Below are 26,961 nucleotides of genomic sequence, written 5' to 3' on the forward strand. Positions count from 1 at the left end.
AACACGCCGAACAGATAGTTCCTCCCAGCTTGCCGCTGGCATCGGCGGCCGAGACGGGAGGGAGTTCCGTGGATACCGGCGATACCGCTTGGATGCTCGCCAGCTCAGCGCTGGTGCTTCTGATGACACCGGGCCTGGCGTTCTTCTACGGCGGCATGGTCCGCAGCAAGAGCGTCCTCAACATGATCATGATGAGCTTCTCGGCCATGGGCGTCGTCGGCGTCCTCTGGGTGCTCTACGGCTACTCGGTGGCGTTCGGCAACGACGTCGGCGGCGGCCTGCTCGGGAACCCGGGCGAGTTCGCGGGCCTGCAGGGCACGTTCGGCGGCACCTACCTGGCCACCGAGGGTGGCCCGCCCGCCGAGATCCCGCTCGTCGGCACCATCCCGGCCACCGTCTTCGTCGCCTTCCAGGCGATGTTCGCGATCATCACCGTCGCGCTGATCTCCGGTGCGGTGGCCGACCGCATGAAGTTCGGCGCCTGGCTGCTGTTCGCCGGCCTGTGGGCGACGGTCGTCTACTTCCCGGTCGCGCACTGGGTGTTCTCCTTCGACGGGGTCACCGCCGAGACGGGTGGCTGGATCGCCAACCAGCTCAAGGCCATCGACTTCGCGGGTGGCACGGCGGTGCACATCAACGCCGGTGCGGCGGCCCTCGCGCTCGTCATCGTTCTCGGCAGGCGCCGCGGCTGGCCGAAGGAGCCGATGCGGCCGCACAACCTGACGCTGGTCATGCTGGGCGCCGGCCTGCTGTGGTTCGGGTGGTTCGGGTTCAACTCCGGTTCCGCGGTCGCCTCGAACGGGATCGCCGGCATCACCTTCGTCAACACGCTCGTCGCCACCTCGGCCGCCATGCTCGCCTGGCTGCTCGTCGAGCGGATCCGCGACGGCAAGCCCACGAGCCTCGGTGCGGCGTCCGGCGTGGTGGCCGGCCTCGTCGCGATCACGCCGTCCTGCTCGGCGGTCTCGCCGATCGGCGCGATCCTGGTGGGCGTGATCGCCGGTGTCCTGTGCGCCCTCGCGGTCGGCCTGAAGTTCCGGTTCGGCTACGACGACTCGCTCGACGTGGTCGGCGTCCACCTGGTCGGCGGTCTCGTCGGCACGCTGCTCGTCGGCTTCTTCGGCACCGCGAGCGCCCCGGCGGGCGTCGACGGCCTCTTCTACGGCGGCGGCGTCGACCAGCTGTGGCGGCAGGCCGTGGGCGCGATCGCGGTGCTGGTCTACTCGTTCGTGCTCTCGCTGGTGCTCGGCTACCTCGTCAAGGCAGTGACCGGCGGTGGCCGGGTCACCGCGGAGGCCGAGGCCACCGGCATCGACGAGACCGAGCACGCGGAGACCGGCTACGACTTCTCCAGCCACCGTAGCCTCGCCGGCATCGGCTCGTCGCGGCCCGCGCCGAGCGCCCCCGCCCCGGCGGAGCAGGTTCCCGCCACCGCAGGCAAGGAGAGCTGACGCATGAAGCTCGTAACGGCGATCGTGAAGCCGTTCGTCCTCGAGGACGTCAAGAATGCGCTGGAGCAGATCGGCGTCCTGGGCATGACCGTCAGCGAGGTGCAGGGCTACGGCCGGCAGAAGGGCCACACCGAGGTCTACCGCGGTGCGGAGTACTCCGTCGACTTCGTGCCCAAGGTCCGGGTCGAGGTCGTCGCGGACGACACCAACGCCGACAAGGTGGTGGACGCCATCGTCGAGTCGGCCCGCACCGGCAAGATCGGCGACGGCAAGGTCTGGATCACCCCGGTGGAGACGGTGGTCCGCGTCCGTACAGGGGAGCGCGGCTCCGACGCCGTCTGACCGTCCTGTTCTGCACGGCATGGTGGCCCGGCTCTGCGGAGCGGGGCCACCATGCCGCCTTTCGGCGGTAGGAGGGGAAACAGCTGGTGGGTGCCGTGGCCGTGGCGTCGGGGGACGCGGAGGACCTGGCCCGGGCGAAGGCCGTGCTGCTGGAACAGGGCACGGGCAAGCGCCGCCTCGGACCGGAGGCGCTGCGCACGGCGCTGGTCGACCTGCACGACTTCTGGCTCTCTTCACGGGCCGCCGCGATCGGGCTCACGGACCGCGCCGCGCTCGTCGCGGTCGGGGCGCTGGGCCGCCGGGAGCTGGCGCCGTGGTCCGACCTCGACCTGGTCCTGCTGCACGACGGCCGCACGGACGTCGAGCGGCTGGCCGGGGAACTGTGGTACCCGCTGTGGGACGCCGGGATCGGGCTCGACCACTCCGTCCGCACACCCGGTCAGGCCGTGCAGGTGGCCGCCACCGACATGCGTGCCGCGCTCGGCCTGCTCGAGGCCCGGCACATCGCAGGCGACCCGGCGCTCTCCGAGAAGGTCCGCGCCGCGGTGCGGCAGTCATGGCGGGCCGGCATCCGCGGCCGCTTCGACGAGCTCGCCGACACCGCCCACGAGCGCTGGCGCAAGGTCGGCGACGTGGCGCACCGCGTGGAGCCCGACCTCAAGAACGGCCACGGTGGCCTGCGTGACGTCCAGCTGATCGACGCGCTCGCCGCGGCCCAGCTCGTCGACCGGCCCGCGGCCGACGTGCAGGCCGCGCGCACGCTCCTGCTCGACGTCCGCACCGAGTTGCACCGGCTCGCCGGCCGGGCGCGGGACGTCCTGCACGCCCAGGAGGCCGACGAGGTCGCGGCCGCGCTGGAGATCTCCGACCGGTTCGAGCTGGCCCGCGCGCTGTCGGGCGCGGCGCGGTCGGTGGCGTTCGCGGCCGAGGTGGGGTTGCGCTCGGCCCGCAACGCGCTCCCGCGCCGTGGGCTCGCCGCGCTGCGCCGCCCGCCGGTGCGCCGCCCGCTGGACGCCGGGGTCGTCGAGCACATCGGCGAGGTGGCGCTGGCCCGCGACGCCTCCGCGGCACGCGACCCCGCCCTCGTTCTCCGGGTGGCCGCCACGGCCGCCCGCACAGGCATGCCGATCGCGGCAGGCACCCTGCACCGGCTCGCCGACACCGCCCCCGAGCTGCGGACGCCGTGGCCGCGGCCGGCGCGCGGCGAGCTGCTGTCGCTGCTGGGCACCGGCCGTCCGATGGTCGACGTGGTGGAGTCGCTGGACCGCACCGGGCTCTGGGGGCGGCTGTTCCCGGAGTGGGGCGCGGTGCGCGACCTGCCGCCGCGCGACCGGGCGCACGTCTGGACGGTCGACCGGCACCTCGTCGAGGCGTCCGCGCAGGCCGCCCGGCTCACCACGCGCGTGGCACGCCCGGACCTGCTGCTGGTCGGCGCGCTGCTGCACGACATCGGCAAGGGCCGCGGCGGTGACCACTCCGAGGTGGGCGAGTCGCTCGCCGTGCAGATCGGGCAGCGGCTCGGCTTCCCGGATCCGGACGTCGCCGTGCTCGGCCGGATGGTGCGCCACCACCTCCTGCTGCCGCACACCGCCACCCGTCGCGACCTGGAGGACCCGGCCACCGTCACCCGCGTCGTCGACACCCTCGACGGGGACGGGCTGCTGCTGGAGCTCCTCGAAGCGCTCGCCGAGGCCGACGCCCTGGCCACCGGCCCCGGCGTGTGGAGCCCGTGGAAGCGGACGCTCATCCACGACCTCGCCAACCGCTGCCGGGCCGTGCTCGCAGGAATGGCCCTGCCCGGCCAGACGCCGCCCACCGCGGCCGCCACCGAGCTGGCCGCGGCGGTAGAGGCCGACGGGCGGCCCCAGGTTCGCCTGGACGAGGGCGACCCCGCGGGCGTCGTCGTCGCCGTGCCGCACCGCACCGGGTCCCTCGCCGCCGCGGCCGGCGTGCTCGCCCTCCACTCGCTGGAGGTGCACGCGGCGGAGCTGGCCACGCTCGGCGGTGTCGCGGTGTTCACGTTCACCGCCTCGCCGCGGTTCGGCGGCCTGCCCGACCCGGCGCTGCTGCGCTCGGACCTCAGCCGCGTGCTCGACGGCGGCCTGCAGCTGCCCGAGGCACTGGCCCGCAAGGAGCGCGACTACGCCCCGCGCGGCGCCGCCGCGGAGCCGCCGGCGCCCCCCCGGGTCCTCTGGTTCGACGACGAGGCCACCGGCGCGGTCGTCCTGGAGCTGCGCGGCACCGACCGGATCGGGCTGCTGCACCGGGTGGTCACCGCGCTCGAGGAGTGCGGTGCCGACGTGCGCTGGGCCAAGGTCTCGACGCTGGGCGCCTCGGTCGTCGACGCGTTCGGCCTGGCCGGAACGAGCGGTGAGGGCGCGCTCGGGCGCGCGGAGCGGCAGCGGATCGAGAACGCAGTGCTCACGGCGGCAGGCTGACCTCCCGCGAGTCGCGCCCTGGATGTACGCGAGTCGCGCTCTGAGTGCGTGCGAGTCGGGGCTTCCGGTGCACGGACGTCGCGCTCCGGGTACGCGAGTCGCGACTGGGGAGCGCTGGGCGCCACGCTCCTCGTGACAGGGAGCAGACATGATCGTGATCACCGCGTCCCCGGCGGTTGAACGGAACGAATCGCCCGAACCGTACGTTGGACAATGCGTGACCACCGCGACACGGCCGGTGCGGCTCGCGCTGCCGGGGCGAACGTTGCTGCTCGTGGCCGGAATGCCGGGGGCGGGCAAGTCCACGCTGCTGTCGAGCCTGCCGGCCGCCGAGGGGCTCACCGTACTCGACTCGGAGGCGCAGCGGGCCGTGCTGCGCCGGCTCATCAGCGGTGTGCCCTACGCGTGGCAGCGGCCGGTGGTGCACCTGTTGCACCGCACGGCGGTGGTCGGGGCCGCCTTGTCGGCCACCCCGACCGTCGTCGTCCACCTGCCGGCCACGCAGCCCGGCATCCGCGCCGCTGTGGCCCGCCTCGCCGCGCTCACCCGGCGCGATGCGCACCTGCTGTGGCTGAAGGCCGATGCCGCCGAGGCGCGCCGCGGGCAGTACGCGCGCGGCCGCGTGGTACAGGAGGCGTCGTTCTGCGCCCATGCGCGGCGGGCCGAGCGCACCGCGGCGGAGCTGCTCGGCGACCCGCCGCCCGGCTGGCGGAGCGTCACCGTGCTCGACCGGGAGGCCGCACGCGGGGGACTGCGGCTGGACACCGGGCCCGCACCGGTCATTCCTGTTCGGTGGTCGGCAGCACGATCAGCTGTGCCACGTTGACGCGGGACGGCGCGGCCGCTGACCACGTGATCGACGCTCAGCGCGCGCGGCGGGCGATCAGCCACAGCCCGACACGGCCGACGGCGCGATAGATCGGCCCGATGACGGCGATCGGGTACGTCGGGTGCCGTTCCTCCATCCACACCCGGGCACGCGGGTGCGACGCGATCAGCTGGAACCGGCTGAGCGGGTGCTCGAGACGCGGCTCGCTCGAATGAACTTCGATCGCACACAGATGCTTCGTGTTGATGTACCCGTACTGTGCGGGGCTCACCAGCCGGACCGGCGCACCATGTGCACCGCTGAGCGGCTGCCCGTCGAGTCGGGTGGCGATCAGCACGTCCGCGGCCAGCGCGTCTTCGAGCTGGACGACCGACGCGAAGCCGTCCAACCCGCGGAAGACGAGATGCGTGACGGTCGTTCCGGGCGCCAGCCGGGGCTCGATCAGGGAGCCGTAGAAGGTGGCGAAGGAGACGCCCTCCCAGCGCAGCCCGGTGGCCGACCAGCCCGCGACGCAGTGGAAGTCGGAGACTTGGTCGACCGGCGGGAGATCGTCGAGGTCGGTCAGCGCGACGGTGAGCGGGGTCTGGATGGCACCGGTGACGTCGATGGTGGGGGTCGGCGGGACCACAGGCGGTGGGTTGGACCCGTGCGTGCCGAAGCGGGGAAAGCCGTCCACCAGTCGCTGTCCGGGCGGCAGCGTGCCGCGCCGAGACGATGCGGGGCGGCCCGGTGCCCGGCGCGCGTGCAAGACACCGACCGCGAGCAGCACGCCCCACGCCGAAGGGCTGCGCCACCAGGCGCGTGACGTGCTGGCCTCGGGCTGCGTGTCCACGGGTGGCATGTGCACCAGGCTGCGCGCCGAGCCAGCGGACGGCGTCGCCCTGAGGTCGTCCACCGCTCCACCGAAATGATGAGATCGGGCTACGGCGGGCTGCAGCTGCGAGGAGCTGGCCCGCAAGGAGCGCGACAGTCCCCCCGCTGGCGAGCCTGCCGGCTGCCGAGGGGCTCACGTGCTCGACTCCCAGGTGTACCGCGCGGCGCTGCGACTGATCGCACGCGGCGTGCCGTACGCCGTGCAGCGGCCGGTCGTGCACCTGATGCACCGCACGGCCGTGGTCGCGGCGGCCTCTCGGCCACCCCCACGGTCGTCGTCCACCTGCCCGCGACGCAGCCGAGCACCCGCGCCGCGCTGCCCGCCTCGCCGCCGCCACGGGGCGAGAGGCGCACCTGTTGTGGCTGCGGGCCGACGCGGCCGAGGCCCGGCGCGCTCAGTACGAGCGCGGCCGGGTCGTGTCGGAGGCCTCGTTCTGCGCCCACGCCCGCAGGCCGAGCACACCGCGGCCGAGCTGGTCGGCAACCCTCCGCCCGGGTGGCGCAGCGTCACCGTGCTCAATCGGGCGGCCGCGCGCGGGGGCCTGCGCCTCGACACCGGCCCCGCGCCCGAGGCGGCTAGCCCTGTGCCGTCGGCAGCACGATCAGCTGCGCAACGTTGAGCCGGGCCGGCGCTGCGGCCGACCACGCGATCACCTCCGCGACGTCGCTCGCCGGGATCGGTCCGACCTGCTGCCGGATGTCCTCGAGGGTCGCGCGGCCCTCGGCGTCGAGCATCGTCTCGCCGAGCTCGCTCTCGGTGATCCCCGGCTCGACGGCGCGCACGCGCACCCCGCGCGGCCCGAGCTCGAGCCGCAGCCCGCGCGTCAGCGCGGCGACGCCCGCCTTCGTGGCGCTGTAGACGGCATAGCCGGGGAAGACCTCGTGGCTCGCGATCGAGCCGACGTGCACGAGGTCGGCGGCCCTGCCGTCGGCGGCGGCAGCGACGAGGTCGTCGACGAACGCCTTGCCGGTGTTCAGCAGGCCCGTGACGTTCGTGTCCACCATCGCCGACCACTCGGCGGGCTCGGCGGTCGCGAACGGGGCGCCGTTCATGACACCGGCGTTGGCGACGACGAGGTCAGGCCGGCCGAGCTCGGCGCGGACCGTGGCCGCCGCGCGGGCGAGGCTCGCCGCACCGGTGACGTCGGCGGGCACGGCGATGCCGTCGATCTCCTTCGCGAGGGCCTCGATGCGGTCGACGCGCCGGGCGAGCAGCGCGACGCGCGCCCCGCCCGCTGCGAGGGCCCGGGCGGTGGCGGCGCCGATCCCGCTGCTGGCCCCGGTGACGACGGCGACGCGTCCGGTCAGGTTGTAGCTGTTCTCGGTCATGGCACCGAGCTTGAGAGCGGCGAGCGGGGGGAGGGGAGACCGTGCGAAAGGGGGTAGTGACGGGGCCACCCCTCGTTCCGCGGGGCGGCTTACCGTGGAGAGCATGGCGAACCTCTTGGGCGAGTTCCTCCGGGCCCGCCGCGAGCTGACGCGGCCCGAGGACCACGGGCTCCCGGTCGGGCGGCGGCGCGTGCCCGGACTGCGGCGCGAGGAGGTCGCGATGCTCGCCGGCATCAGCGCCGAGTACTACCTGCGCCTGGAGCGCGGCCGCGACCGGCACCCGTCGGCGCAGGTGGTGGAGGCGCTCGCCCGCGTGCTCGAGCTCGACGAGGAGTCCACCGCCTACCTCGCCTCGCTCGCCACCCCCGCGCCGCGGCCGCCGCGCCGCTCCCGCCGCGAACCGGAGCGGGCGGCGCCGGAGATCGTCCGGCTGCTCGACGCGATGCCCGGCGTGCCGGCGTTCGTCATGGGCCGGTGCATGGACGTGCTGGCCCAAAACCGGCTGGCCGAGCTGCTCTGCGGTGAGGTCCCCGGCGACGGCAACATCGTGCGGCACGTGTTCCTCGATCCCTCCGCGCGCAACCTGTACCCGGACTGGTCGGACGTGGCGGCGGAGACGGTCGCCGCGCTGCGGGCGTCGGCCGCGGACGCACCCGAAGATCCCCGGCTGGTCACGCTGGTCGGCGAGCTCTCGGTGAAGAGCGCGGAGTTCCGCACGCTGTGGGCGCGCCACGACGTGCGCGGGAAGGCGGCCGGCTCCAAGCGCCTGGTGTCGCCCGCTGTCGGCGAGGTGACCGTGCGCTGGGAGACCTTCGCCGTGGCGAGCGCCCCGGGCCAGTTGCTGATCACCTACTTCGCCGAGCCGGGCTCGCCGTCCGGCGAGGCGCTGGCGGCCCTGCAGGTGCTCGCGGCACGCCAGTAGGGTTGGAGAGGTGTTCGACACCCTCTCCGAGCGCCTCAGCGGCGCCCTCGCCAATCTCCGCGGCAAGGGGCGCCTCTCCGACGCCGACATCGACACCACGGCGCGCGAGATCCGCATCGCGCTGCTCGAGGCCGACGTCGCGCTGCCGGTGGTCCGCGGCTTCATCTCGCGGGTCAAGGAGCGGGCGAAGGGTGCGGAGGTCTCCGGTGCGCTGAACCCGGCCCAGCAGGTCGTCAAGATCGTCAACGACGAGCTGGTCTCGATCCTCGGCGGCGAGACGCGGCGCCTCCGGCTGGCCAAGGAGCCGCCGAGCGTGATCATGCTCGCCGGCCTCCAGGGTTCGGGTAAGACCACGCTCGCCGGCAAGCTCGCGCACTGGTTGAAGAACCAGGGGCACACGCCGCTGCTCGTGGCCTGTGACCTCCAGCGACCCAACGCCGTCAACCAGCTGCAGATCGTCGGTGAGCGGGCCGGTGCCACCACGTTCGCGCCGGAACCGGGCAACGGGGTCGGCGACCCCGTCGACGTCGCGCGGCGCGGCATCGCGCACGCCCGCGAGAAGCACTACGACATCGTCATCGTCGACACCGCAGGCCGCCTCGGCGTCGACGAGGAGCTGATGAAGCAGGCCGCGGACATCCGCGACGCCGTGTCTCCCGACGAGACCCTGTTCGTCGTCGACGCCATGATCGGTCAGGACGCGGTGGCCACGGCCGAGGCGTTCCGCGACGGTGTCGGCTTCAGCGGCGTCGTGCTCACCAAGCTCGACGGCGACGCCCGCGGTGGTGCGGCCCTGTCGGTCCGCGAGGTCACGGGCGAACCGATCCTCTTCGCGTCCAACGGCGAGAAGCTCGCCGACTTCGACGTCTTCCACCCCGACCGGATGGCCAGCCGCATCCTCGGGATGGGCGACCTGCTCACGCTGATCGAGCAGGCCGAGCAGGCGTTCGACCAGGAGCGCACCGCCCAGGCGGCCGCCAAGATGTCCACCGGCGAGCTCACCCTCGAGGACTTCCTCGAGCAGATGCTCGCGGTCCGCAAGATGGGCCCGATCGGCAACATCCTCGGCATGCTGCCCGGCGCAGGGCAGATGAAGGACGCCCTCGCGCAGGTCGACGACAAGCAGCTCGACCGGCTGCAGGCGATCATCCGTGGCATGACGCCGGCCGAGCGGGCCGACCCGAAGATCATCAACGGCTCGCGGCGGCTGCGCATCGCCAACGGCTCCGGGGTTACGGTCAGCGAGGTCAACGACGTCGTCAACCGGTTCTTCGAGGCCCGCAAGGTCATGAAGCAGATGGCCGGGCAGTTCGGCTTCGGCAGCCGCAGCGCCACCAAGAAGCAGAACAAGGGCCGCAAGGGCAAGAAGGGCAAGGCCAAGGGCCGCGGTCCCACACCCGCCCGCGGCGGGCTGCCCTTCGGCGGGGGCGGGATGCCGGACCTGTCCGGGCTGCCGCCGTCGCTGCGCGAGCTCCCGCCGGGCCTCGACCAGCTGCCGCCCGGCTTCGACCCGAGCAAGTTCAAGTTCCCCAAGGAGAAGTGAGCGAGCTTGCGAGCGAACCATCGGCTCAGCGTCTGCGCGAAGCGCTGACCGAGCGCAGCGAGGGAGGGGGCTGAGCGTTGTACCGGCTGCGTGGGGTGCTGCTGCCCGGCGAGGACACCGTCGAGCTGCACGTCGACTCCGCGGGCCGGTTGGTCGAGCCGCTCGCGGGCGCGGAGACCCTCGTCGACGGCGGGTTCATCGTGCCGGGCCTCGTCGACGCCCACTGCCACATCGGGCTCGGACCGAACGGCGGCGTGGATCTGGAGGAGGCCGACGCCCAGGCGCGCGTCGACCGCGACGCAGGCACCCTGCTGATCCGCGACTGCGGCTCGCCCATCGACACCACACCGCTGCAGGCGCGGGACGACCTGCCGGAGATCATCCGCGCCGGCCGGCACCTGGCCCGCCCCAAGCGGTACATCCCCAACATGTCCCTGGAGCTGGACGACCCCGCGCTGCTGCCCGACGTGGTGGCCGAGCAGGCGGCTGCCGGCGACGGCTGGGTGAAGCTCGTGGGCGACTGGATCGACCGCGGCGTCGGCGACCTCGCCCCGCTCTGGTCCGACGACGTGCTGGCCGCGGCCATCGACGCGGCCCACGGGGCCGGGGCGCGGGTCACCGCCCACGTGTTCGGCGCCGCCGCGATCCCCGGCCTCGTACGGGCGGGCATCGACTGCATCGAGCACGGCACCGGCCTCACCGACGACCTCATCGCCGAGATGGCCGAGCGCGGCACCGCCCTGGTGCCCACGCTCATCAACGTCGAGAACTTCCCGGGGATCGCCGACCAGGCGAGCAGGTACCCCGCGTACGCCGACCACATGCGCCGGCTGCACGCGGGCGCGTACGAGACCGTGCGCCGCGCCGTCGAGGCGGGCGTGCCCGTGTACGCGGGCACCGACGCGGGCGGCGGTATCGACCACGGCCGCCTCGCCGACGAGGTGATCGCCCTGCACCGCGCGGGCCTCTCCGCCACCGACGCACTCGGGGCCGCGAGCTGGGCCGCGCGGGACTGGCTCGGCCGTCCGGGCCTGGAGCCGGGCGCCCGCGCCGACCTCGTGGTGTACCGGCGCGATCCGAGGCAGGACCTCTCGGTGCTGCACGAGCCCGCCTTGATCATGCTGCGGGGCCGGCCGGTACGCGCGGGAGCCTGATCGCGCGGCGGCGGGGCGGTTCCAGGAGTGCTACGGAAGGTCGCTCACGACTAGCCGGTAGCCGGCATCGAGCCGGTCGATGTTCGACAGGCCGCGGTGGTGCTGGTGCCAGCGGCCCGACTCCAGGTCCGCAGCGAGCGCCGACAAACCGTCGGTGAGCGCGCGCGGATCGGCCTGGGCCAGCATCGAGATGCCCGCGCGCACCCGGTGGTCGAGGTAGGCCTCGGGACGCCGCCAGTAGGCGGCGCCGAAGCCGTCCGTGCAGTCGTGCGGCACCGGTACCGGTTCGACCCGCGCGGCAGGCAGCATCTCGACGAGGCGCGGGACGGGCACCGCGTGACCAGCACTGACCGCGGCCGCGGCCGGGAGGTAGTCGCGCACCAGCCAGAACTCCCGGAGCACGTTCTGGTCCCAGGTGAGGATCGCGATCCGACGGCGGGCCACCCGGCGCAGCTCGGCGACCCCGGCCTCGACGTCCGACCAGTGGTGGATGGTCAGCACCGCCAGAGCGGCGTCGACGCTCCCGTCGCGCAGCGGCAGCGCCTCGGCGACACCCTGCAGGCAGGGAGCCGCGCCAGGCGGGCGCTGTTCGATCATGATCGTGCTGGGTTCGACCGCCACGACCGTCGCCGCGGGCTCGTAGGAACCCGCTCCGGCGCCGATGTTCGCGACGCTCGCCATCCCCGACAAGGCCGAGGTCACCTGAGCGGCGATCCGCGGATCCGGCCTCCTGGTCGTGCGGTACCCCTGCCCGATCCGGTCGTAGACGGTCACGTCCCGCAGGATGGCACGTGGTGGTCGCCCAGTGTGAGCGACACCCGGGCGCGCACGGTTTCGGCCGGGCGACCCGTGCGAACCGTGCGTCGGCGTCGTGTCCGCAGCGTCGAGATGCGGCTCGCGCAGAAGGGTGGAACGGCCTCGACCGGGTGACGATCCGGCCGCTGTCTCCACCGGGGGCAGCCCGGCGGTCGGCGCCCCAGGCGCTCGGCCGGTAGCGTCGAGGGCGTGGGAGCGGTGCACAGCGACGGTCGGCCAGGCTCGGAGGAGTCCGGATCCGACTCCGGGCACGCGGAGGCCGCCGCGGGTCCCGCCGGGCAGGACCAGGCCGACGGCGGCACGGGCGGCAACGCCCCCGCCGGCGGAGCACTGGTTGCCCCCGACCCCGTGACCGGCCAGGACAGCGGCGGCCGAGGCACATCCGAGCAGCCCCACGGCCCATCGGGCGCGGCGCCGCCGTCCGAACCCGCGGGGTGGGACTCCTCCGCAGCGCCCGGCGTCCCGCCCCCTCCGCCTTTCGCGACCGCCCGGTTCGAGCAGGGTCCGACATCGCCGGTGGGGGTGGCCACGACGCCACCCGCGCCGCCCCCGGGATGGGCCTACCCCGGGCCACCGCCCGGGTACGCCGCCGGCCCCCCTCCCGCGCCGGGGCAGCCGTACCCCCCGGGGCCGTACCCGCCGACCGCGCCGTACCCGGCACCGTCGATCGGCCGGCAGCCGGCCCGGCGGTCCTCGTGGGCCGCGCCGGCGCCCACCCGCACCCACCGGTGGGGGCTGGGGGCGTACCTGCTCGCGGAAGCGGTGTTCCTGCTGGTCGCCGGGCTCATCAGCATCTTCGCGATCGGCGATGCGCCTCCGACGGTCGGCACGCTCGTCATCGCCCTCGCGGTGCCGACCATGCTCGCGGCGAGCATCGCCCTGCTGATCACGCGGGTGCGGGGCAACGGGCCGCGGATCGACCTGGGTCTCGTCTGGTCGTCGCGGGACGTGGGCCTCGGGCTCGCGTTCGGCTTCGGCGGGCTCGCGCTCACGATCCCGGCGTCGATCGTCTACGTCGCGATCGTCGGCGAGGACGCCACCTCCGCGGTGGGAGACGTGTTCGGCGGGATCCGCGCCGGGCCGGCGCTGGCGATATTGGTGCTGGTCATCGTCGTGTTCATCGCGCCGGCCTGCGAGGAGATCCTCTACCGGGGCCTGCTCTGGGGCGGGATCGAGAAGCTCGCCGGGCGCTGGGTGGCGTTCGCGGTCAGCACGCTGCTCTTCGCGATCGCGCACTTCGAGTTCACCCGCACGCCGCTGCTGCTCGTCGTGGCGATCCCGATCGCGATCGCGCGCCTGTACACCGGCCGGCTGCTGGCGAGCATCGTCGCCCACCAAGTAAACAACCTGCTGCCGGGGATTGTGCTCGTGCTGGGGCTGCTCGGTGTCATCCCCATGACCTGACGCCCCGGCATGCGCGCGCATCTGGCAGAATGGCCGATCGGTCCTGCGGCTGGCCCTCTACCGTGCCGCGGACACAGACGCCGAGTAATGCGCAGCCCGTAACCCCACGCGAGCCGCGCGGACTCACCCGAAGCACACGATCCGCGAGGAGCACCGACCAGCGTGGCCGTCAAGATCAAGCTGATGAGGCTGGGCAAGATCCGCCAGCCGTACTACCGCGTCGTCGTCGCCGACGCCCGCACCCGCCGCAGCGGCCGGGCGATCGAGACCATCGGCAAGTACCACCCGAAGAACGACCCGAGCCTGATCGAGATCGACTCGGAGCGGGCGCAGTACTGGCTGGGCGTCGGCGCGCAGCCGACCGAGCCGGTGCAGCACCTGCTCGAGGTCACCGGCGACTGGCAGAAGTTCAAGGGCCTGCCGGGCGCCGAGGGCACCCTCAAGGCGCAGCCGGAGAAGGTCGACAAGCAGGCCCGCTTCCAGGCCGCGCTCGCCGCCGCGGGCGAGGAGCCCACCACCGAGGCCACCACGCCGAAGAAGAAGAGCGAGCGCCGCGCGAAGGGCGAGGCCGAGGCCTCCTCCGAGGCTCCCGCAGAATCGTGAGCGTGCTGGCGGACGCTCTCGAGCACCTGGTCCGGGGGATCGTCGACCACCCGGACGAGGTGCAGGTGGAGCTCGTCACCACCCGCCGCGGCCGCACCCTCGAGGTCCGGGTCCACCCCGACGACCTCGGCAAGGTGATCGGCCGCGGCGGCCGTACCGCCACCGCCCTGCGCACCGTCGTCGGCGGTGTCGGTGGCCGGGGCGTTCGAGTGGATGTCGTCGACACCGACCGGTAGCACCGGGGGCGCCGAGCGCCCGAGCAGTGGCACCGAGTATCTCGTCGGGGTCGCCGTGCGGGCCCATGGCCTGCGCGGCGAGCTCGTCGTCGACCTGCACACCGACTCGCCCGACGAGCGGTTCGCGCCCGGGACCTCGCTCATCGCGCAGCGACCGGGCGCGCCTGCCGGCACGCTGACCGTCGAGTCGGCCCGTCCGCACTCCGGGCGGCTGCTCGTCCGGTTCGCCGAGGCCGGCGACCGCGACTCCGCCGAGGCGTTGCGCGGCACGCGGCTCCTCGTCCCGGCCGACGCCATCGCGCCGCCGGACGACGACGAGGAGTTCCACGTCCACCAGTTGGAAGGCCTTCGCGCCGAGCTGGAGGACGGCACCGTCGTCGGGTCGGTCCGCGAGGTCGTGCACGGTCCCGGTGGGGAGTTGCTCGTCCTGGCGCGTCCGGACCAGGACGACGCGCTCGTGCCGTTCGTGCTGGCGATCGTGCCGACCGTCGACCTGGCCGCCGGCCGCCTGGTCCTCACCCCGCCAGAGGGCCTCCTCGACTGATGCGCTGCGCTCGCGCGCGGTACTCGCCGTGCCAGAACGTCGGACTCACCCCCCGAAGGGCGAGTCCGACGCTCGTCACCGCGCCGGGGTGATGTTCTGGTTGAGGTGGAAGAGGTTGTCCGGGTCGTAGGTGGCCTTGACCTGCTGCAGCCGCTCGTAGTTCCGCCCGTAGTTCTGCGGCACGCGGCCCTCGTCCTCCGACAGCATGTTGACGTACCCGCCTTCGGTCCCCGCGAAGGGGTGGACGGCGTCGTAGTAGTCCCGCGCCCACCGGATGGCGCCCTCGTCCTCGGCCGGGGTGTCGTAGAACGCGCCGATGACCATCACGTACCGCGCGTCGCGGTGGCCGAACGCCGTCTCCTCCGGGCCGACGCGCGCCGGGGCGCCGTTGATGGAGTAGAGGTGCATCGTCGACGTGAGGCTCGGCGTCGGCGGCCCGTGCTCGGCGTGTGCCGTGATGGCCTCGTCGGGCAGGTCGCGGACGAAGTCGGCCTTCCAGTACTGCCGCATCCCCTTGTAGAACAGCCCGTCGAACGCCGAGTTCAGCGCGGGGTAGGGCATCGGGCCGACGTGCTCGGCCTTGACCTCCGCGACGTCCCGGAACGGCTTGATCGCCTGTTCGCCCTGCTCCGGCCGGCCGCTCCAGCAGGTGACCATCACGCAGAACATGTCGCCGTGGCGGTCCTCCGGGATGAACGGGAGCGGCGGGGCCATCTGCCACCCGAAGAACGCCCCGAGCTGTTCCGGTGCCTCCTGGATGTAGTCGTCGTACGCCCGCATGACCGCTGGCGCGTCCTCGACCTCGAACAGCATGGGTCCGCCGTAGATGGTCCCCACGTCGTGCAGGGCGAGCTCGAGCGACGTGACCACACCGAAGTTCCCGCCGCCGCCCCGCAGGGCCCAGAGCAGGTCCTCGTTCTCGTGTTCGCTCGCGACGACGATGCGGCCGTCGGCGGTGACCACCTCGGCGCCGACCAGGTTGTCGCAGGACAGGCCGCAGCCGCGCGCGAGGTAGCCGACCCCGCCGCCCAGCGTCAGGCCGCTCACGCCGGTCGTCGAGATGATGCCGCCGGTCGTCGCGAGGCCGTAGGCGTGGGTGGCGTGGTTGAAGTCGCCCCAGGTGGCGCCGCCACCGGTGCGGGCGGTCTTCTTGACGCGGTCCACGAACACGTTGTTGATCAGCGACAGGTCGAGCACGAGGCCGCCGTCGCAGGTGCCGAACCCCGGTGCGCTGTGCCCGCCGCCCCGTACCGCGAGGTCGAGGCCGGCCTCCCGGGCGTGGTTGACGGCCGCGACGGCGTCGGCCGTCGAAGTGGCTCGGACGATGAGCGCGGGCCGCCGGTCGTGGACGCCGTTGTGGACGCGTCGGTGCTCGTCGTAGCCGTCGTCACCCGGCGCGACGACCGGCCCGCGTACCTGCTCGCGAAGCTCGGCGATCGTGGTCATGGTCCCTCCCGGTGCTCGTGTGGAGGCGGAGACCATGCCCGAGGGAGCGTTCCTCCAGCGTTCCCGATCAGCGGGCCAGGCGGCCGGCCGTGGCGGCGGCGCGCTCGTGCAGCCACGGCGCGTCGAGCGCGACGGCGGCCTCGACGGCCCGGTGGGCGGTCCGGGCGGCGCCTGCCCGGTCGCCTGCGAGCCCGCACAGCTCCGCTTCGACGCGGAGGAGCTCGGGAACCAGGTAGCGCTGTCCGGTGTCCTCGCTGCGCCCCGTGGCCTCGGAGACGACCGCTCGCCCGGCATGCGCCTCGCCTGCTCTGAGGTGGGCGCGGGCCAGCAGGCAGAGCCCGAGGCTCAGGTGCAGCGGCTGGTCCTCCCGGAGCTGGTCGGTGGCCTCGCGAATCGCCTCGACGCCCCGCAGGTCGCCGTCGAGCACCTCGTGCCACCCCCGGAGGAACCGGGCGACGATCGTGAAGTAGCCCAGGTGCGTCTCGTGCGTTGCGGCATCGAGCGCGTCGACGGTGGCGCGGAGGTCCCGCCGCCGGGGCTCGAGCGCGGCGAGGATCGCGTCGAAGGCGCGGACGTAGCCGGTGGTCATGGGATCGTCGAGCTCCGTGGCCACCCGCAGCGCGTCCTGCATGGTGGTGCAGGCGTCGTCCGGCCGGCCGCGGAAGAGCTCCGTGAGGGCGAGCCGGGACAGGCACACGCCCAGCGGGTCCTGGGCGTAGCGCGCGACGTGCAGCGGAGCGTCCTCGATGCGGTAGGAGCCGATGGCGGCGCGGAGGTGGTGCTCGGCAGTGGCGAACTCGCCCCGCCAGAACGCGGTGACCCCGAGCACGTACTCGCCCTCGGTGCGGGTGGTGGGGTCGGTCCGGTCCGAGACCAGCAGCTCCCGGCCCAGTTCCGCGGCCCGGTCGAGGTGGAGGGTGGCCACCGCGTGCAGCGCGAGGCCGCGCAGCACCGCGGGGCCGGGACGGCGGCCGAGCTTGCGGTGCAGGGTGAGCGCACGCTCGTAGCACCGCAGGACCTCCGGCGCGCCGTAGCCGCGCCGGGCTACCAGCGGCACCCCGAGCGCCGAGCGCAGCCGCAGCTCCACCTCGTCGCGCGGCTCACCGCGCGCCGAGTCGTCGAGCAGGCACAGCGCGCGTTCCAGCAGGGCCACGCAGTCGTCGAGGGCGAACACGCGGTGGGCGTGCCGGGCGGCCCGCTCGTACGCCTCGACGGCGCGCGACCCGAGCCCGGCGCTCGCGTAGTGGGCCGCGAGGCCGGCGCTGACGGGGCCGAGATCGGCCGCGTGGTGCGCCTCGATGGCCTCGGCGACGCAGCGGTGCAGCCTGCGGCGGCGGGCGGGGCTGATCATCTGCAGCGTCACGTCGCGCAGCCGGTCGTGGCTGAAGTCGTACGCCGCGCCGCGATCGCGGACGACGTGGTGCTGCCAGAGCTCGTCGAGGTCGTCGGTGAGGTCGTCCTCGGTCCGGCCGGCCGCGGTGGCGAGGACAGCAGGCGTGAACTCCCGGCCGATCGTGGCGGCCACCTCGGCGAGCCGGCGCGACTCGGGGGACAGGCGCTCCAGCCGGGCCGTGATCACGGCGTGGACGGTGGGCGTGAGCGCGATGGGTCCGGTCCGGTCGGTGCCGAAGCCCGCCCGCACGGCCTCGACCACGAACAGCGGGTTGCCCTCGGTCTCCGCCCACAGCCGGGCTGCGGCGTCCGGTCCGAGCGGACGCCTGGCGACCGCGGACGCCATCTCGGCGGTCGATGCCGGATCGAGCGGTCCGAGGGCGATCGTCGACACGGCACCGGTCCGGCCGAGTTGCCGGCGCAGCCGCGTGACCGCGTCCTCGCCCGCGGCGTCCCCGCGGGCCGTCGCCGCCACCAGCAGTGGTGCCGACGGCGAGCTCTGGACGAGGTAGCCGCAGAGCTCGACCGTGTCGGCGTCGCACCACTGGAGGTCGTCGACGACGAGCAGCAGCGGTCGTCCGGTCGCGAGGAGCGCACGGCGGACGGTGTCGAGGAGGTGGTGGCGCCGGCCGACATCGGTGGCGGGCGGGCCCTCCGGCAGCTGCGGGTGCACCAGGCGCAGCTCGGGTAGCAGCCGGGCGAGCTCGACCAGCCAGGTGATCCCGAGCGTGTCGAGGCCGGCCTGCACCGGATCGGACCGCAGCCAGTCGACCACCGGGCCCCACGGTGGGCGGCCGGCGGCCTCGTAGGCGCGGCTGTACGCCACCGCGTGGCCGTCCGCGAGCACGCGCCGGGCCAACTCCTCGAGGAGCCGGGACTTGCCGATGCCCGTCTCCCCGGTCACGAGGAGGAGCCGGGCCCGGCCACCGACGGCTTCCCGCCACACGTCGCGGGCCGCCCGCCACTCGGCTGCCCGCCCGACCAGCTCGGGGCCGCCGCGCGACGCCGGGGTCGCCCGGCGGATCCCGTGGGCGATCGCGGTCGTCGCGGGCTCCGGCGTGACCCCGAGGTCGCGGGCCAACCCGGCGGCGAGGCGATCGTGGACGCGCAACGCCTCACTGCGCTCGCCGCGGCGGACCAGTGCCTCCATCAGCAACCGGCAGCCCGGTTCGTGCAGCGGATCGATCATCAGCAGCCGGCGGGCGTGCTCCACGACGACGGGGTCGTCGCGGCGGGCCGCGGCGCGACCGGCGAGCCGCGCGAGAGCGTCGACGGCGAGACGGCGCAGCCGCTCCCGCTCGGCGACGGTCCAGTCGTCGTCGCAGGCCGGGAGCAGGTCCCCGCCGTAGCAGCGGACCGCTGCCTCCTGGTCCCCGTTGCCGGTGGCGTCGGTGAACGCGAGCACGTCGAGCCACACCGAGCGGCCCGCGCGCCACCGCACGGCGCGCGCGTCGGCGTCGACGAGGCCCCCGGGATCCGGGAGCGCGTGCCGGAGGTCGTGGAGCAGCTTCCGCAGGTTGGTGCGGGCCTGGGGCGCGCTCGAGCCGGGCCACAGCTCGCACGCGAGCCGGTCGCGCGGCACGCCGGCGTCCCGCGCGAGCGCCACCCGCGCGAGCAGCCGCTGCATGCGCGGCGCGGCGAGCTCGGACACCGGTCGCCCGTCGACGGTGGCGGTCGCCTCGCCGAGGAACCGGATCACCAGGCGCGCGCGTCCTGCACCGGTGGGAGCCCGGCGACGGGTCGCGCTCGGAGCCGGCACGGCGTTCCTCCGCGCTGGTGAGGACGGTGGGCCGTCCAGTGCACTCCCGATCGACCCCCGCTGGCAACAACCATCTCGGCCGCGGGCTACGTCAACCCAGGTTGACAACGGCGGGTCCGTCAACCTAGGTTGACAGCATGAGCGATGCCACGAAGGTCGCGGCGGCGGCGTCCAGCAGGGACCCGGCCGTCGGGTTGGCGGCGGTGGCGTCCCTGCGGGGACTGCTGGAGTCGCTGGAGGAGCTGCAGGTCTCGAACGCGCGGGCCCAGGGCTGGTCCTGGCAGCAGATCGCGGACGCCCTGCGCGTGAGCAGGCAGGCCGTGCACAAGAAGTACCGCCGGTACGGATTCTGAGGGGACGAGATGTTCGAAAGGTTCACCGGCGAGGCCCGTCAGGTCGTCGTCGGAGCTCAGGAGGAGGCACGGACGCGGAAGGCGGACGAGATCCGCACCGAGCACCTGCTCGCCGCGCTCTACGCCGTGCCGGACAACCTCGCGCTCACCGTCCTGGAGCGGTTCGGCGTCGAGAAGGCCGACGTGCTCCGGGAGATCGACCGGCTGCACGCCGGTGCGCAGCCGGCCCTCGACGCCGAGGCCCTGTCCACGATCGGGATCGACCTCGACGAGGTGCGCCGCCAGGTGGAGGAGGCGTTCGGGCCGGGCGCGCTCGACCGCACCAGGGCCGCCCTCGGCGGGAAGTCCGGCCGCCTCTTCGGCCACATCCCCTTCGAGGGGCCCGCCAAGAAGGCGCTCGAGCTCTCGCTGCGCGAGGCGATCCACCTCGGGCACGACCACATCGGCACCGAGCACGTCCTGCTCGGGCTGATCCACACCGAGGGTGGGGCCGCCCACCACGTCCTGGCCGCTCGAGGGGTGCGGCTCGAACCGGCGCGGGTGATCGTCGAGGAGCTGGTGCGCGGGCGCAAGGCCGGCTGAAAGCCCGGCAGGTGGCGCCTGGGAGCATCCGTCCGTGCGGATCGACGTCATCACGATCTTCCCCGGCTACCTGGCTCCGCTGCGCGAGGCGCTGCTCGGCCGGGCGATCTCGGCCGGGCTCGTCGACCTCGCCGTGCACGACCTGCGCACCTGGACCCGCGACGTCCACCAGGCCGTCGACGACGCCCCGTACGGGGGCGGCCCGGGCATGGTGATGCGCCCGCAGGTGTGGGGGGAGGCGCTCGACGCGGTGCTGGCGCTCGACGAGCGCCCGGCGCGGATCGTCGTCCCCACCCCGGCGGGCCGGCCGTTCACGCAGGCCACGGCGCAGGCGTGGAGCGGCGACGAGCGGCTGCTGTTCACGTGCGGCCGCTACGAGGGCATCGACCAGCGCGTCGTCGACGACGCCCGGCGCCGCGACCTCACCGTCGACGAGGTGAGCATCGGCGACTACGTCCTGGTCGGTGGCGAGGTCGCGGTGCTGGTGATGGTGGAGGCGGTGGTCCGGCTGCTGCCGGGCGTGCTCGGCAACCCGGCGTCGGCGGAGCAGGACTCGTTCTCCGACGGCCTCCTGGAAGGCCCGGCGTTCACGCGGCCGGAGGTCTGGCGCGGGCTCGCCGTGCCGGACGTGCTGCGCAGCGGCAACCACGCCAAGATCGCTCGCTGGCGGCGGGACCGCGCCCTCGAACGCACTGCCGAGCGACGGCCCGACCTGCTCGCAGCCCTCCCCGAGGACGCGCTCGACGACGCGGACCGGGCGTTCCTCGCGTCACTGCAGGACGGGTGATTTCACCGGCCGATCTCGCATCTGGCACTATGGACTGGTTGCCCGACGGGCCTGCCCGGCGCCGAACGTGAACAGGGGCGCCCCCCGCACTACCGCTATCACGCACCGAGGACGGATCTTCGCGATGAACACCCTGGACGCACTGGACGCACAGCTGCTGCGCTCCGACATCCCCGCCTTCCGGCCGGGCGACACGCTCAAGGTGCACGTGAAGGTCATCGAGGGCAACCGGTCCCGGATCCAGGTCTTCCAGGGCGTCGTCATCCGGCGCCAGGGTTCCGGGGCCCGCGAGACCTTCACCGTCCGCAAGGTCTCGTTCGGTGTCGGCGTCGAGCGCACCTTCCCGGTGCACTCCCCGAACATCGACAAGATCGAGGTCTTCACCCGCGGTGACGTCCGCCGCGCCAAGCTCTACTACCTCCGTGAGCTGCGCGGCAAGGCCGCGAAGATCAAGGAGAAGCGCGAGACCACGTCCGCGTCCTGACCGCTCGGGCGCGGTTGCCGTAGCCTCGTGGGCGTGGCCCTCCCCGAGCTCCCTGAGCTCCCCGATGACCGGCGGGCCGCACCGCCGCGGTACTCGCCATCGGGGGAGCCGTTCGTGCCGCGGAACCAGCGACCGGTGCCGCCGGGACAGCGCCCCGACCTGCCGCCGTCGCGACCGATCGGCTCGCGAGGCGGCCCGGCCAACGGTGCCGTGCGCGGTGGCGGGCGCCACCAGAGGTCACCCGGCGGTCAGATCCCGCCGGTGCGCCCGGTGCCGCCGTCCCGGCCCGATCCGGCCGACGACGAGCCCACCGTCGTGCACGGTGACCTCCTCGGGGATCTCGCTGCGCCCACCCAGCCGGCGCAGGGTGACGCACCGCGGCACCGCCGCCGGGCGGGCGCCTCGCCCGCCAGCAGGCCAGCGTCGGAGTACAAGGAGCAGATCGAGGCGAGCGGGCGCAAGCTCAAGCCCGGCAGGCGCAGGCGCCCGACCTTCTGGAAAGAGCTGCCGATCCTGATCGTGGTGGCGCTCGCCCTCACGTTCCTGATCCAGACCTTCCTCGGGAAGGTCTACGTCATCCCTTCCGGGTCGATGGAGACCACTCTCCACGGCTGCACCGGCTGCAACAACGACCGCGTGCTCGTCGACAAGATCACCTACCGCTTCGGCGATCCCGCGCCCGGCGACGTCGTGGTGTTCCGGGGTCCGGACAGCTGGAGCAGCGAGATCGAGATCGCCGAGCCGAGCAACCCGGTGGTCCGCGGGCTGCAGCTGTTCGGCTCCCTGATCGGGCTCGCCCCTCCCGACGAGAAGGACTTCGTCAAGCGGATCATCGCCGTCGGCGGCCAGACCGTGCAGTGCTGCGACTCGCGCGGCCAGGTGATGGTCGACGGCCAGTCCCTCGACGAGCCGTACATCTTCTACCTGCCCGAGGCCGGGCCGCCCAAGCAGGCGTCCTTCGGTCCCGTCCAGGTGCCCGAAGGGCAGCTGTGGATGATGGGCGACAGCCGCAACAACTCCGCCGACTCCCGGATGCCCGACCACGGAGCCGTGCCCGTCGAGAACGTGATCGGGCAGGCCCGGATGATCGTGCTGCCGTTCGACCGGCTCGGGTGGGTCGCCGCCCAGAACCCGCAGACCACGGCCGTCGGGATGGCGGCGCAGGACGCGGCCGCAGGGGCACCGCTGGCGCTCGGGTTGCTCGGCACGCTGCCGCTCGCCCTGCTCCGCCGCCGTCGCCACACCCGTGAGCTGCTGTTCCCCGACTTCCTCCCGGCGCAGCGACCCTGAGCGCACGGCCGCTCACGCCGTGGCGCAGACTGCTTCCTCGATGGCTGCACGACCTGTACCCAAGAGGCGGGCGCGTCGCCGCCCGGTGCGCGCCGTGCTGCCGCCCGAGCTGCGTCCGGCCCGCGCCGTCGTCCGGCGCTCGGCGGGCAGCTGGACGCTGCAGAGCACCCTGCACCGGCACGGCCTCGGGCCGGTTGCGGGTGTCGACGAGGCGGGGCGGGGCGCCTGCGCCGGCCCGCTCGTCGTCGCCGCGTGCGTGCTGCGCCCCGGCGACGCGAAGCGCCTCGACGGGCTCACCGACTCCAAGCTCCTCTCGCCCACCGCTCGCGAGGAGTACTACCGGCTGATCAGGCGCCGGGCGGAGGACCTCTCGGTCGTGGTGATCCCGCCGGCGGAGGTGGATCGCCGCGGCGTGCACGTGGCGAACGTCGAAGGCATGCGCCGGGCCGTCGCCGGTCTCGCCACGGTGCCCGGCTACGTCCTCACCGACGGGTTCGCCGTGCGCGGGTTCGGCACCCCCGCACTCGCCGTGCCCAAGGGCGACCAGGTCGCGGCGTGCGTGGCGGCGGCGTCGGTGCTGGCCAAGGTCACCAGGGACCGGATCATGGTCGCGCTCGACGCCGAGTTCCCCCAGTACGGCTTCGCCGAGCACAAGGGCTACTGCACCCCCGTGCACGACGAGGCGATGCTCACGCACGGCCCGAGCCCCGTGCACCGCTACTCGTTCGTCAACGTGCGCGCGGCGCGCGACGGCGTGCGGCCGCCTCCGGTCGTGCTGGACGAGGACTCGTTCGACGAAGACTTCATGGACGACACGATCGAGACGGGGCTGGGGGAGGACCTCGGGGAGGGTCTGGTCCACAATGGGGCGCTGGCCGTCGGGTCGTCCGAGGGTTCCAGAGGAGGGGTAGCACCGTGAGCGCCGAGGATCTCGAGAAGTACGAGACCGAGATGGAGCTCACGCTCTACAAGGAGTACCGGGACATCGTGGCCCAGTTCTCCTACGTGGTGGAGACGGAGCGACGCTTCTACCTGGCCAACTCGGTCGACGTGGCCGCGCGCAACGCCGAAGGCGAGATCTACTTCGAGGTCCGGATGTCCGACGCGTGGGTGTGGGACATGTACCGGCCGGCGCGGTTCGTCAAGAACGTGCGCGTGCTGACGTTCAAGGACGTCAACGTCGAGGAGCTCGAGAAGCCCGACCTGCGCTTGCCGGAGGGCAACCAGTTCGGCACCTAGTTCGTGATCATCACCCAGCATTGGCTGGGAGCAGCCCTACCACCTACCGCCGACATCTCCGCACCGTCGGTGCCGGTTGTCCACCTCGCCCCCCGGCTGTCCACAGATCCCCGATAGGCCTGTCCGGGTGCCCCCGCCTCGCCGATCGTTGTCGGCATGGCAGCGAAGGACGTGCTCGGGCGCCGCGGTGAGGAGCTCGCCGCTCGCTATCTCGAGCAGCAGGGTCTGGTGATCCTGTCGCGCAACTGGCGGTGCCGCCACGGCGAGCTCGACCTGGTGGCCACCGACTCGGCCCGGCTCGTGGTCTGCGAGGTTAAGACCCGATCGAGCGCGAGGTACGGCGGGCCGGCCGAGGCCGTCGACGCGCGCAAGGTGGCCCGCATCCGCCTGGTCACCAACGCGTGGCTCAAGGCCCACCAGGTGCGATGGGTGCCGGTCCGCTTCGACGTGCTCGCGGTCGTTGCGGAGCCGGGGGCGCGGGCCACCGTCCAGCACTACGAGGCGGCGTTCTGATGCCGATCGTGCGCGCCTACGCCGTGGCTCTCGTCGGCGTCGACGGCCATGTGGTGGAGATCGAGGCCGACGTCGGCAAGGGGCTTCCCAAGTTCCACCTGCTCGGGCTGCCCGATGCCTCCCTGCACGAGTCGAAGGACCGGGTGCGTGCGGCGGTCGTCAACTCGGGGTTCATCTGGCCGAGCGAGAAGATCGTGCTCGCGCTCTCGCCCGCCACGCTGCGCAAGACGGGCAGCGGCTTCGACCTGGCGCTGGCCTGCGCGGTGCTCGGAGCGGGCGAGGTCCTTCCCCAGGCCGAGCTCGAAGGCACCGTGCTGCTGGGCGAGCTGGCGCTCGACGGCAGGCTCCGGGCGGTGCGGGGCATGCTGCCGTGCCTGATCGCTGCCCGCGATGCGGGAATGCGGCGCGCCGTGGTTCCGGAGGCGGGGCTCGCCGAGGCGGCCCTGGTGGAGGGCATCGAGGTGCACGGCGCTGCCTGCCTCGCCGACGTCCTGTCCTTCCTCCAGGGCGCGTGCGCGTTGCGCAGCCCGGAGCCGCAGGCCGACGACGTGGTGCCGGATCCGCCCGATCTCGCCGACGTCGTGGGGCAGGACGACGCGCGGCACGCCATCGAGATCGCTGCAGCGGGTGGCCACCACGTCCTGCTGGTCGGGCCGCCGGGCACGGGCAAGACGATGCTCGCGCAGCGCTTCGTCGGCCTGCTTCCCCGGCTCGCGCCGCAGGAGGCGCTCGCGCTCGCCGCCATCCGGTCGGTTGCCGGGCGGCTGCCGGCAGGCGGCGCGCTGAGCACGGTGCCGCCGTTCGTCGCGCCACACCACTCCAGCTCGATGGCCGCGCTGCTCGGCGGCGGCTCCGGGATCGCCCGGCCGGGGGCGGTGTCGCTGGCCCACCGCGGTGTCCTCTTCCTCGACGAGGCCCCCGAGTGGGGCGCGAGCCTGCTCGACTCGCTCCGCACCCCCCTCGAAGAGGGTGAGGTCCGGCTGGCCCGCGCCGACGGCACGGTGCAGTACCCGGCCCGGTTCCAGCTCGTGCTCGCGGCCAACCCGTGCCCGTGCGCGCCGGCCCACGATCGCGACTGCGTCTGCCCGTCGCTCGTGCGTCGCCGCTACCTCGGACGGCTGTCCGGGCCGCTGCTCGACCGCGTCGACCTGCGGGCCCGCATGTTCCCGGTCACCGCACTCGCGGCCACCGGACACGCGGAGGGCACCGCCACCGTACGGGCGCGGGTGCTGGCCGCGCGCGCCGCGGCCGCCGAGCGGTGGGGCGCGCTGGGCTTCCGCACCAACGCCGAGGTGCCCGGGCCGGTGCTCCGCACGCGGTTCGCGCTGCCGCGCGGCGTGGTCCGCCCGCTCGACGCCGGCCTGCGGGCCGGGCAGCTCACGGCACGCGGCGCCGATCGTGCGCTGCGCATCGCCTGGACCCTCGCCGACCTGGCCGGCCGCGACCGGCCCGACGAGGACCTGGTCGAGACGGCGCTCTTCTTCCGCGACCGGAGGGCGGCATGAACGAGCAGGTCCTGCTCGCACGGGCGTACCTGTCGCGGGTGGCCGAACCGCCGGCTCCCGCGCTGGCCGAGCTGGTGGCGCAGGTCGGGCCGGTCGAGGCGGCGGCGCGGGTGGCCGAGGGGCGGGTCGACGAGCCGGTGGCCCGCGAGACGAGCGTCCGGCGCGAGGTGCATCGGCCGGCCGCCGATCTCGACGCCGCGGCCGCCGCCGGTGCCCGTTTGGTCGTGCCCGAGCAGCCCGAGTGGCCTGCCGAGGGGTTCGCCGCGTTCGACGGGGCCGGTTCGGAGCAGCTCGCCCCGCCGCTCGCGCTGTGGGTCCGCGGTCCGGGCCGGCTCGACGAGCTCTGCGAGCACGCCGTCGCCGTGGTCGGGGCTCGCGCGGCCACGAGCTACGGCGCCCACGTCGCCGCCGAGCTCGGCTCCGGCCTCGCCGACCGCGGATGCACGGTCGTCTCGGGCGCGGCCATCGGCATCGACGGCGCCGCCCACCGCGGGGCCCTCGGGGTCGAGGGCGCCACGGTTGCGGTGCTCGCGTGCGGCGTCGACCGCGCCTACCCGGCGTCCCACGAGCTGCTGCTGGAGCGGATCGCGGGGAGCGGGCTCGTCGTCAGCGAGTACCCGCCGGGAGGAGTGCCGGGGCGCCACCGCTTCCTGGTGCGCAACCGGCTGATCGCCGGGCTGGCGGCGGGCACGGTCGTCGTCGAGGCCGGGCTGCGCAGCGGGGCGCAGCGCACCGCGTCGGACGCGCTGTCGCTGGGCCGCCCGGTGATGGCGGTGCCCGGGCCGGTCACCTCGGCCATGTCGGTGGGCTGTCATCGGCTCGTCCGCGACGGTGCGCTGCTCGTCACCCGCAGCGACGAGGTGCTGGAGGCGGTGGCGCCGATCGGCGAGCACCTCGCAGGCCGACCCGATCCGGTGAGAGGCCGGCTCACCGACGGCCTCGACGCGCCTGCCGCGCTCGTCCACGACGCGCTGCCGGCCCGTGGTGCCCGCGACACCCGCTGGCTCGCGCTGGAGTCCGGCGTCCCGATCGGCGCCGTGCGGGTCGCGCTGGTGGCCCTCGAACGGCGCGGGCTCGTGGAGCACTGCGAAGGCCGCTGGCGGCGCCGGGTGGTGGAGGCGGGGTGA

At 74.0% G+C, this 26,961-nt stretch carries 26 protein-coding genes; 21 read left to right on the forward strand and 5 right to left on the reverse strand.

From position 1 onward, the window contains the following. Positions 1-122 precede the first annotated feature (122 nt). The 4 genes from FB388_RS07580 (at position 123) to FB388_RS07595 (ending at position 5,057) form a co-directional block, all read left to right on the forward strand. Positions 123-1,451, forward strand: coding sequence for an ammonium transporter (locus FB388_RS07580; RefSeq protein WP_425468531.1), 1,329 nt, complete (start codon positions 123-125; stop codon positions 1,449-1,451). Between the two features lie 3 nt (positions 1,452-1,454). After that, positions 1,455-1,793, forward strand: coding sequence for a P-II family nitrogen regulator (locus FB388_RS07585; RefSeq protein ID WP_142098777.1), 339 nt, complete (start codon positions 1,455-1,457; stop codon positions 1,791-1,793). Between the two features lie 86 nt (positions 1,794-1,879). Further along, the gene (locus tag FB388_RS07590; protein WP_211361812.1) at positions 1,880-4,231 is read left to right on the forward strand and encodes a [protein-PII] uridylyltransferase; all 2,352 of its coding nucleotides are present in this window, start codon (positions 1,880-1,882) and stop codon (positions 4,229-4,231) included. A gap of 217 nt (positions 4,232-4,448) precedes the next feature. Continuing rightward, positions 4,449-5,057 carry an AAA family ATPase gene (locus FB388_RS07595; RefSeq protein ID WP_170225518.1) on the forward strand — a complete coding sequence of 203 codons (609 nt, stop codon included), beginning with the start codon at positions 4,449-4,451 and terminating at the stop codon, positions 5,055-5,057. 37 nt (positions 5,058-5,094) lie between these two features. On the opposite strand, the gene FB388_RS07600 is transcribed toward FB388_RS07595, so the two are convergent. Continuing rightward, positions 5,095-5,829, reverse strand: coding sequence for a molybdopterin-dependent oxidoreductase (locus FB388_RS07600; RefSeq protein ID WP_246121718.1), 735 nt, complete (start codon positions 5,827-5,829; stop codon positions 5,095-5,097). 680 nt (positions 5,830-6,509) lie between these two features. Beyond that, positions 6,510-7,262: an SDR family oxidoreductase gene (locus FB388_RS07605; protein ID WP_142098803.1), complete on the reverse strand. Its 753-nt coding sequence runs from the start codon at positions 7,260-7,262 to the stop codon at positions 6,510-6,512. Positions 7,263-7,365: 103 nt separating this feature from the next. Between FB388_RS07605 and FB388_RS07610 the strand changes: the two genes are divergently transcribed. The 3 genes from FB388_RS07610 (at position 7,366) to FB388_RS07620 (ending at position 10,881) form a co-directional block, all read left to right on the forward strand. Further along, positions 7,366-8,184: a helix-turn-helix transcriptional regulator gene (locus FB388_RS07610; RefSeq protein WP_142098805.1), complete on the forward strand. Its 819-nt coding sequence runs from the start codon at positions 7,366-7,368 to the stop codon at positions 8,182-8,184. 10 nt (positions 8,185-8,194) lie between these two features. Next, positions 8,195-9,727 carry a signal recognition particle protein gene (gene ffh, locus FB388_RS07615; protein WP_142098813.1) on the forward strand — a complete coding sequence of 511 codons (1,533 nt, stop codon included), beginning with the start codon at positions 8,195-8,197 and terminating at the stop codon, positions 9,725-9,727. 77 nt (positions 9,728-9,804) lie between these two features. After that, complete coding sequence (locus tag FB388_RS07620) at positions 9,805-10,881, forward strand: amidohydrolase family protein (protein ID WP_211361813.1); 1,077 nt, start codon at positions 9,805-9,807, stop codon at positions 10,879-10,881. A 30-nt stretch (positions 10,882-10,911) separates the two neighbouring features. Here FB388_RS07620 and FB388_RS07625 read toward each other — a convergent pair whose 3' ends face one another. Continuing rightward, positions 10,912-11,655 (reverse strand): class I SAM-dependent methyltransferase, encoded by a 744-nt coding sequence (locus FB388_RS07625; RefSeq protein ID WP_142098814.1) that lies wholly within the window; start codon positions 11,653-11,655, stop codon positions 10,912-10,914. A 231-nt stretch (positions 11,656-11,886) separates the two neighbouring features. Between FB388_RS07625 and FB388_RS40260 the strand changes: the two genes are divergently transcribed. The 4 genes from FB388_RS40260 (at position 11,887) to rimM (ending at position 14,484) form a co-directional block, all read left to right on the forward strand. Then, positions 11,887-13,101 (forward strand): CPBP family intramembrane glutamic endopeptidase, encoded by a 1,215-nt coding sequence (locus tag FB388_RS40260; RefSeq protein ID WP_246121720.1) that lies wholly within the window; start codon positions 11,887-11,889, stop codon positions 13,099-13,101. A gap of 162 nt (positions 13,102-13,263) precedes the next feature. Then, positions 13,264-13,704 (forward strand): 30S ribosomal protein S16, encoded by a 441-nt coding sequence (gene rpsP / locus FB388_RS07635; protein ID WP_142098816.1) that lies wholly within the window; start codon positions 13,264-13,266, stop codon positions 13,702-13,704. Further along, the gene (locus tag FB388_RS07640) at positions 13,701-13,940 is read left to right on the forward strand and encodes an RNA-binding protein (protein ID WP_142098818.1); all 240 of its coding nucleotides are present in this window, start codon (positions 13,701-13,703) and stop codon (positions 13,938-13,940) included. Before rpsP ends, FB388_RS07640 begins: the two co-directional genes overlap by 4 nt. Then, positions 13,918-14,484: a ribosome maturation factor RimM gene (gene rimM, locus FB388_RS07645; protein WP_142102715.1), complete on the forward strand. Its 567-nt coding sequence runs from the start codon at positions 13,918-13,920 to the stop codon at positions 14,482-14,484. The genes FB388_RS07640 and rimM overlap by 23 nt, the downstream gene beginning before the upstream one ends. Positions 14,485-14,559: 75 nt before the next feature. Here the strand turns inward: rimM and FB388_RS07650 are convergent, their stop codons facing one another. Both FB388_RS07650 and FB388_RS07655 read right to left on the reverse strand, forming a co-directional pair. Next, entirely contained in the window at positions 14,560-15,930 is a 1,371-nt protein-coding gene (locus FB388_RS07650; RefSeq protein ID WP_142098821.1) for an FAD-binding oxidoreductase, read from the reverse strand. Positions 15,931-15,997: 67 nt separating this feature from the next. Further along, positions 15,998-19,021, reverse strand: coding sequence for an ATP-binding protein (locus FB388_RS07655; protein ID WP_142098822.1), 3,024 nt, complete (start codon positions 19,019-19,021; stop codon positions 15,998-16,000). Between the two features lie 197 nt (positions 19,022-19,218). On the opposite strand from FB388_RS07655, the gene FB388_RS07660 reads away from it, so the two are divergent. The 10 genes from FB388_RS07660 (at position 19,219) to dprA (ending at position 26,961) form a co-directional block, all read left to right on the forward strand. Beyond that, a complete protein-coding gene (locus FB388_RS07660) occupies positions 19,219-19,434 on the forward strand; it encodes a helix-turn-helix domain-containing protein (protein WP_142098854.1) in 216 nt (71 codons plus the stop codon). A gap of 9 nt (positions 19,435-19,443) precedes the next feature. Then, on the forward strand, positions 19,444-20,016 hold the full coding sequence (locus tag FB388_RS07665; protein WP_142098857.1) for a Clp protease N-terminal domain-containing protein: 573 nt from the start codon (positions 19,444-19,446) through the stop codon (positions 20,014-20,016). 34 nt (positions 20,017-20,050) lie between these two features. Next, positions 20,051-20,803, forward strand: a complete 753-nt coding sequence (gene trmD, locus FB388_RS07670) for a tRNA (guanosine(37)-N1)-methyltransferase TrmD (protein ID WP_142098859.1) — start codon at positions 20,051-20,053, stop codon at positions 20,801-20,803. 124 nt (positions 20,804-20,927) lie between these two features. Continuing rightward, positions 20,928-21,287, forward strand: coding sequence for a 50S ribosomal protein L19 (gene rplS, locus FB388_RS07675; RefSeq protein WP_142098862.1), 360 nt, complete (start codon positions 20,928-20,930; stop codon positions 21,285-21,287). 33 nt (positions 21,288-21,320) lie between these two features. Continuing rightward, positions 21,321-22,577 (forward strand): signal peptidase I, encoded by a 1,257-nt coding sequence (gene lepB / locus FB388_RS07680; RefSeq protein ID WP_246121722.1) that lies wholly within the window; start codon positions 21,321-21,323, stop codon positions 22,575-22,577. Positions 22,578-22,617: 40 nt separating this feature from the next. Continuing rightward, positions 22,618-23,496, forward strand: a complete 879-nt coding sequence (locus FB388_RS07685; RefSeq protein WP_142098865.1) for a ribonuclease HII — start codon at positions 22,618-22,620, stop codon at positions 23,494-23,496. Then, positions 23,493-23,816: a DUF2469 domain-containing protein gene (locus FB388_RS07690; RefSeq protein ID WP_142098868.1), complete on the forward strand. Its 324-nt coding sequence runs from the start codon at positions 23,493-23,495 to the stop codon at positions 23,814-23,816. Before FB388_RS07685 ends, FB388_RS07690 begins: the two co-directional genes overlap by 4 nt. 156 nt (positions 23,817-23,972) lie before the next feature. Beyond that, a complete protein-coding gene (locus FB388_RS07695) occupies positions 23,973-24,329 on the forward strand; it encodes a YraN family protein (RefSeq protein WP_142098871.1) in 357 nt (118 codons plus the stop codon). Beyond that, positions 24,329-25,834 (forward strand): YifB family Mg chelatase-like AAA ATPase, encoded by a 1,506-nt coding sequence (locus FB388_RS07700; RefSeq protein ID WP_142098874.1) that lies wholly within the window; start codon positions 24,329-24,331, stop codon positions 25,832-25,834. Before FB388_RS07695 ends, FB388_RS07700 begins: the two co-directional genes overlap by 1 nt. After that, entirely contained in the window at positions 25,831-26,961 is a 1,131-nt protein-coding gene (dprA, locus tag FB388_RS07705; RefSeq protein ID WP_142098877.1) for a DNA-processing protein DprA, read from the forward strand. The genes FB388_RS07700 and dprA overlap by 4 nt, the downstream gene beginning before the upstream one ends.

Source organism: Pseudonocardia cypriaca, assembly GCF_006717045.1.
Lineage (GTDB): Bacteria > Actinomycetota > Actinomycetes > Mycobacteriales > Pseudonocardiaceae > Pseudonocardia > Pseudonocardia cypriaca.

Coding starts and splice junctions, on each gene's coding strand:
- FB388_RS07580 (WP_425468531.1), top strand. CDS start 123: ATGACACCGGGCCTGGCGTTCTTCTACGGCGGCATGGTCCGCAGCAAG.
- FB388_RS07585 (WP_142098777.1), top strand. CDS start 1,455: ATGAAGCTCGTAACGGCGATCGTGAAGCCGTTCGTCCTCGAGGACGTC.
- FB388_RS07605 (WP_142098803.1), bottom strand. CDS start 7,262: ATGACCGAGAACAGCTACAACCTGACCGGACGCGTCGCCGTCGTCACC.
- FB388_RS07610 (WP_142098805.1), top strand. CDS start 7,366: ATGGCGAACCTCTTGGGCGAGTTCCTCCGGGCCCGCCGCGAGCTGACG.
- rimM (WP_142102715.1), top strand. CDS start 13,918: ATGTCGTCGACACCGACCGGTAGCACCGGGGGCGCCGAGCGCCCGAGC.
- FB388_RS07650 (WP_142098821.1), bottom strand. CDS start 15,930: ATGACCACGATCGCCGAGCTTCGCGAGCAGGTACGCGGGCCGGTCGTC.
- FB388_RS07660 (WP_142098854.1), top strand. CDS start 19,219: ATGAGCGATGCCACGAAGGTCGCGGCGGCGGCGTCCAGCAGGGACCCG.
- FB388_RS07665 (WP_142098857.1), top strand. CDS start 19,444: ATGTTCGAAAGGTTCACCGGCGAGGCCCGTCAGGTCGTCGTCGGAGCT.
- rplS (WP_142098862.1), top strand. CDS start 20,928: ATGAACACCCTGGACGCACTGGACGCACAGCTGCTGCGCTCCGACATC.
- FB388_RS07685 (WP_142098865.1), top strand. CDS start 22,618: ATGGCTGCACGACCTGTACCCAAGAGGCGGGCGCGTCGCCGCCCGGTG.
- FB388_RS07695 (WP_142098871.1), top strand. CDS start 23,973: ATGGCAGCGAAGGACGTGCTCGGGCGCCGCGGTGAGGAGCTCGCCGCT.
- FB388_RS07700 (WP_142098874.1), top strand. CDS start 24,329: ATGCCGATCGTGCGCGCCTACGCCGTGGCTCTCGTCGGCGTCGACGGC.
- dprA (WP_142098877.1), top strand. CDS start 25,831: ATGAACGAGCAGGTCCTGCTCGCACGGGCGTACCTGTCGCGGGTGGCC.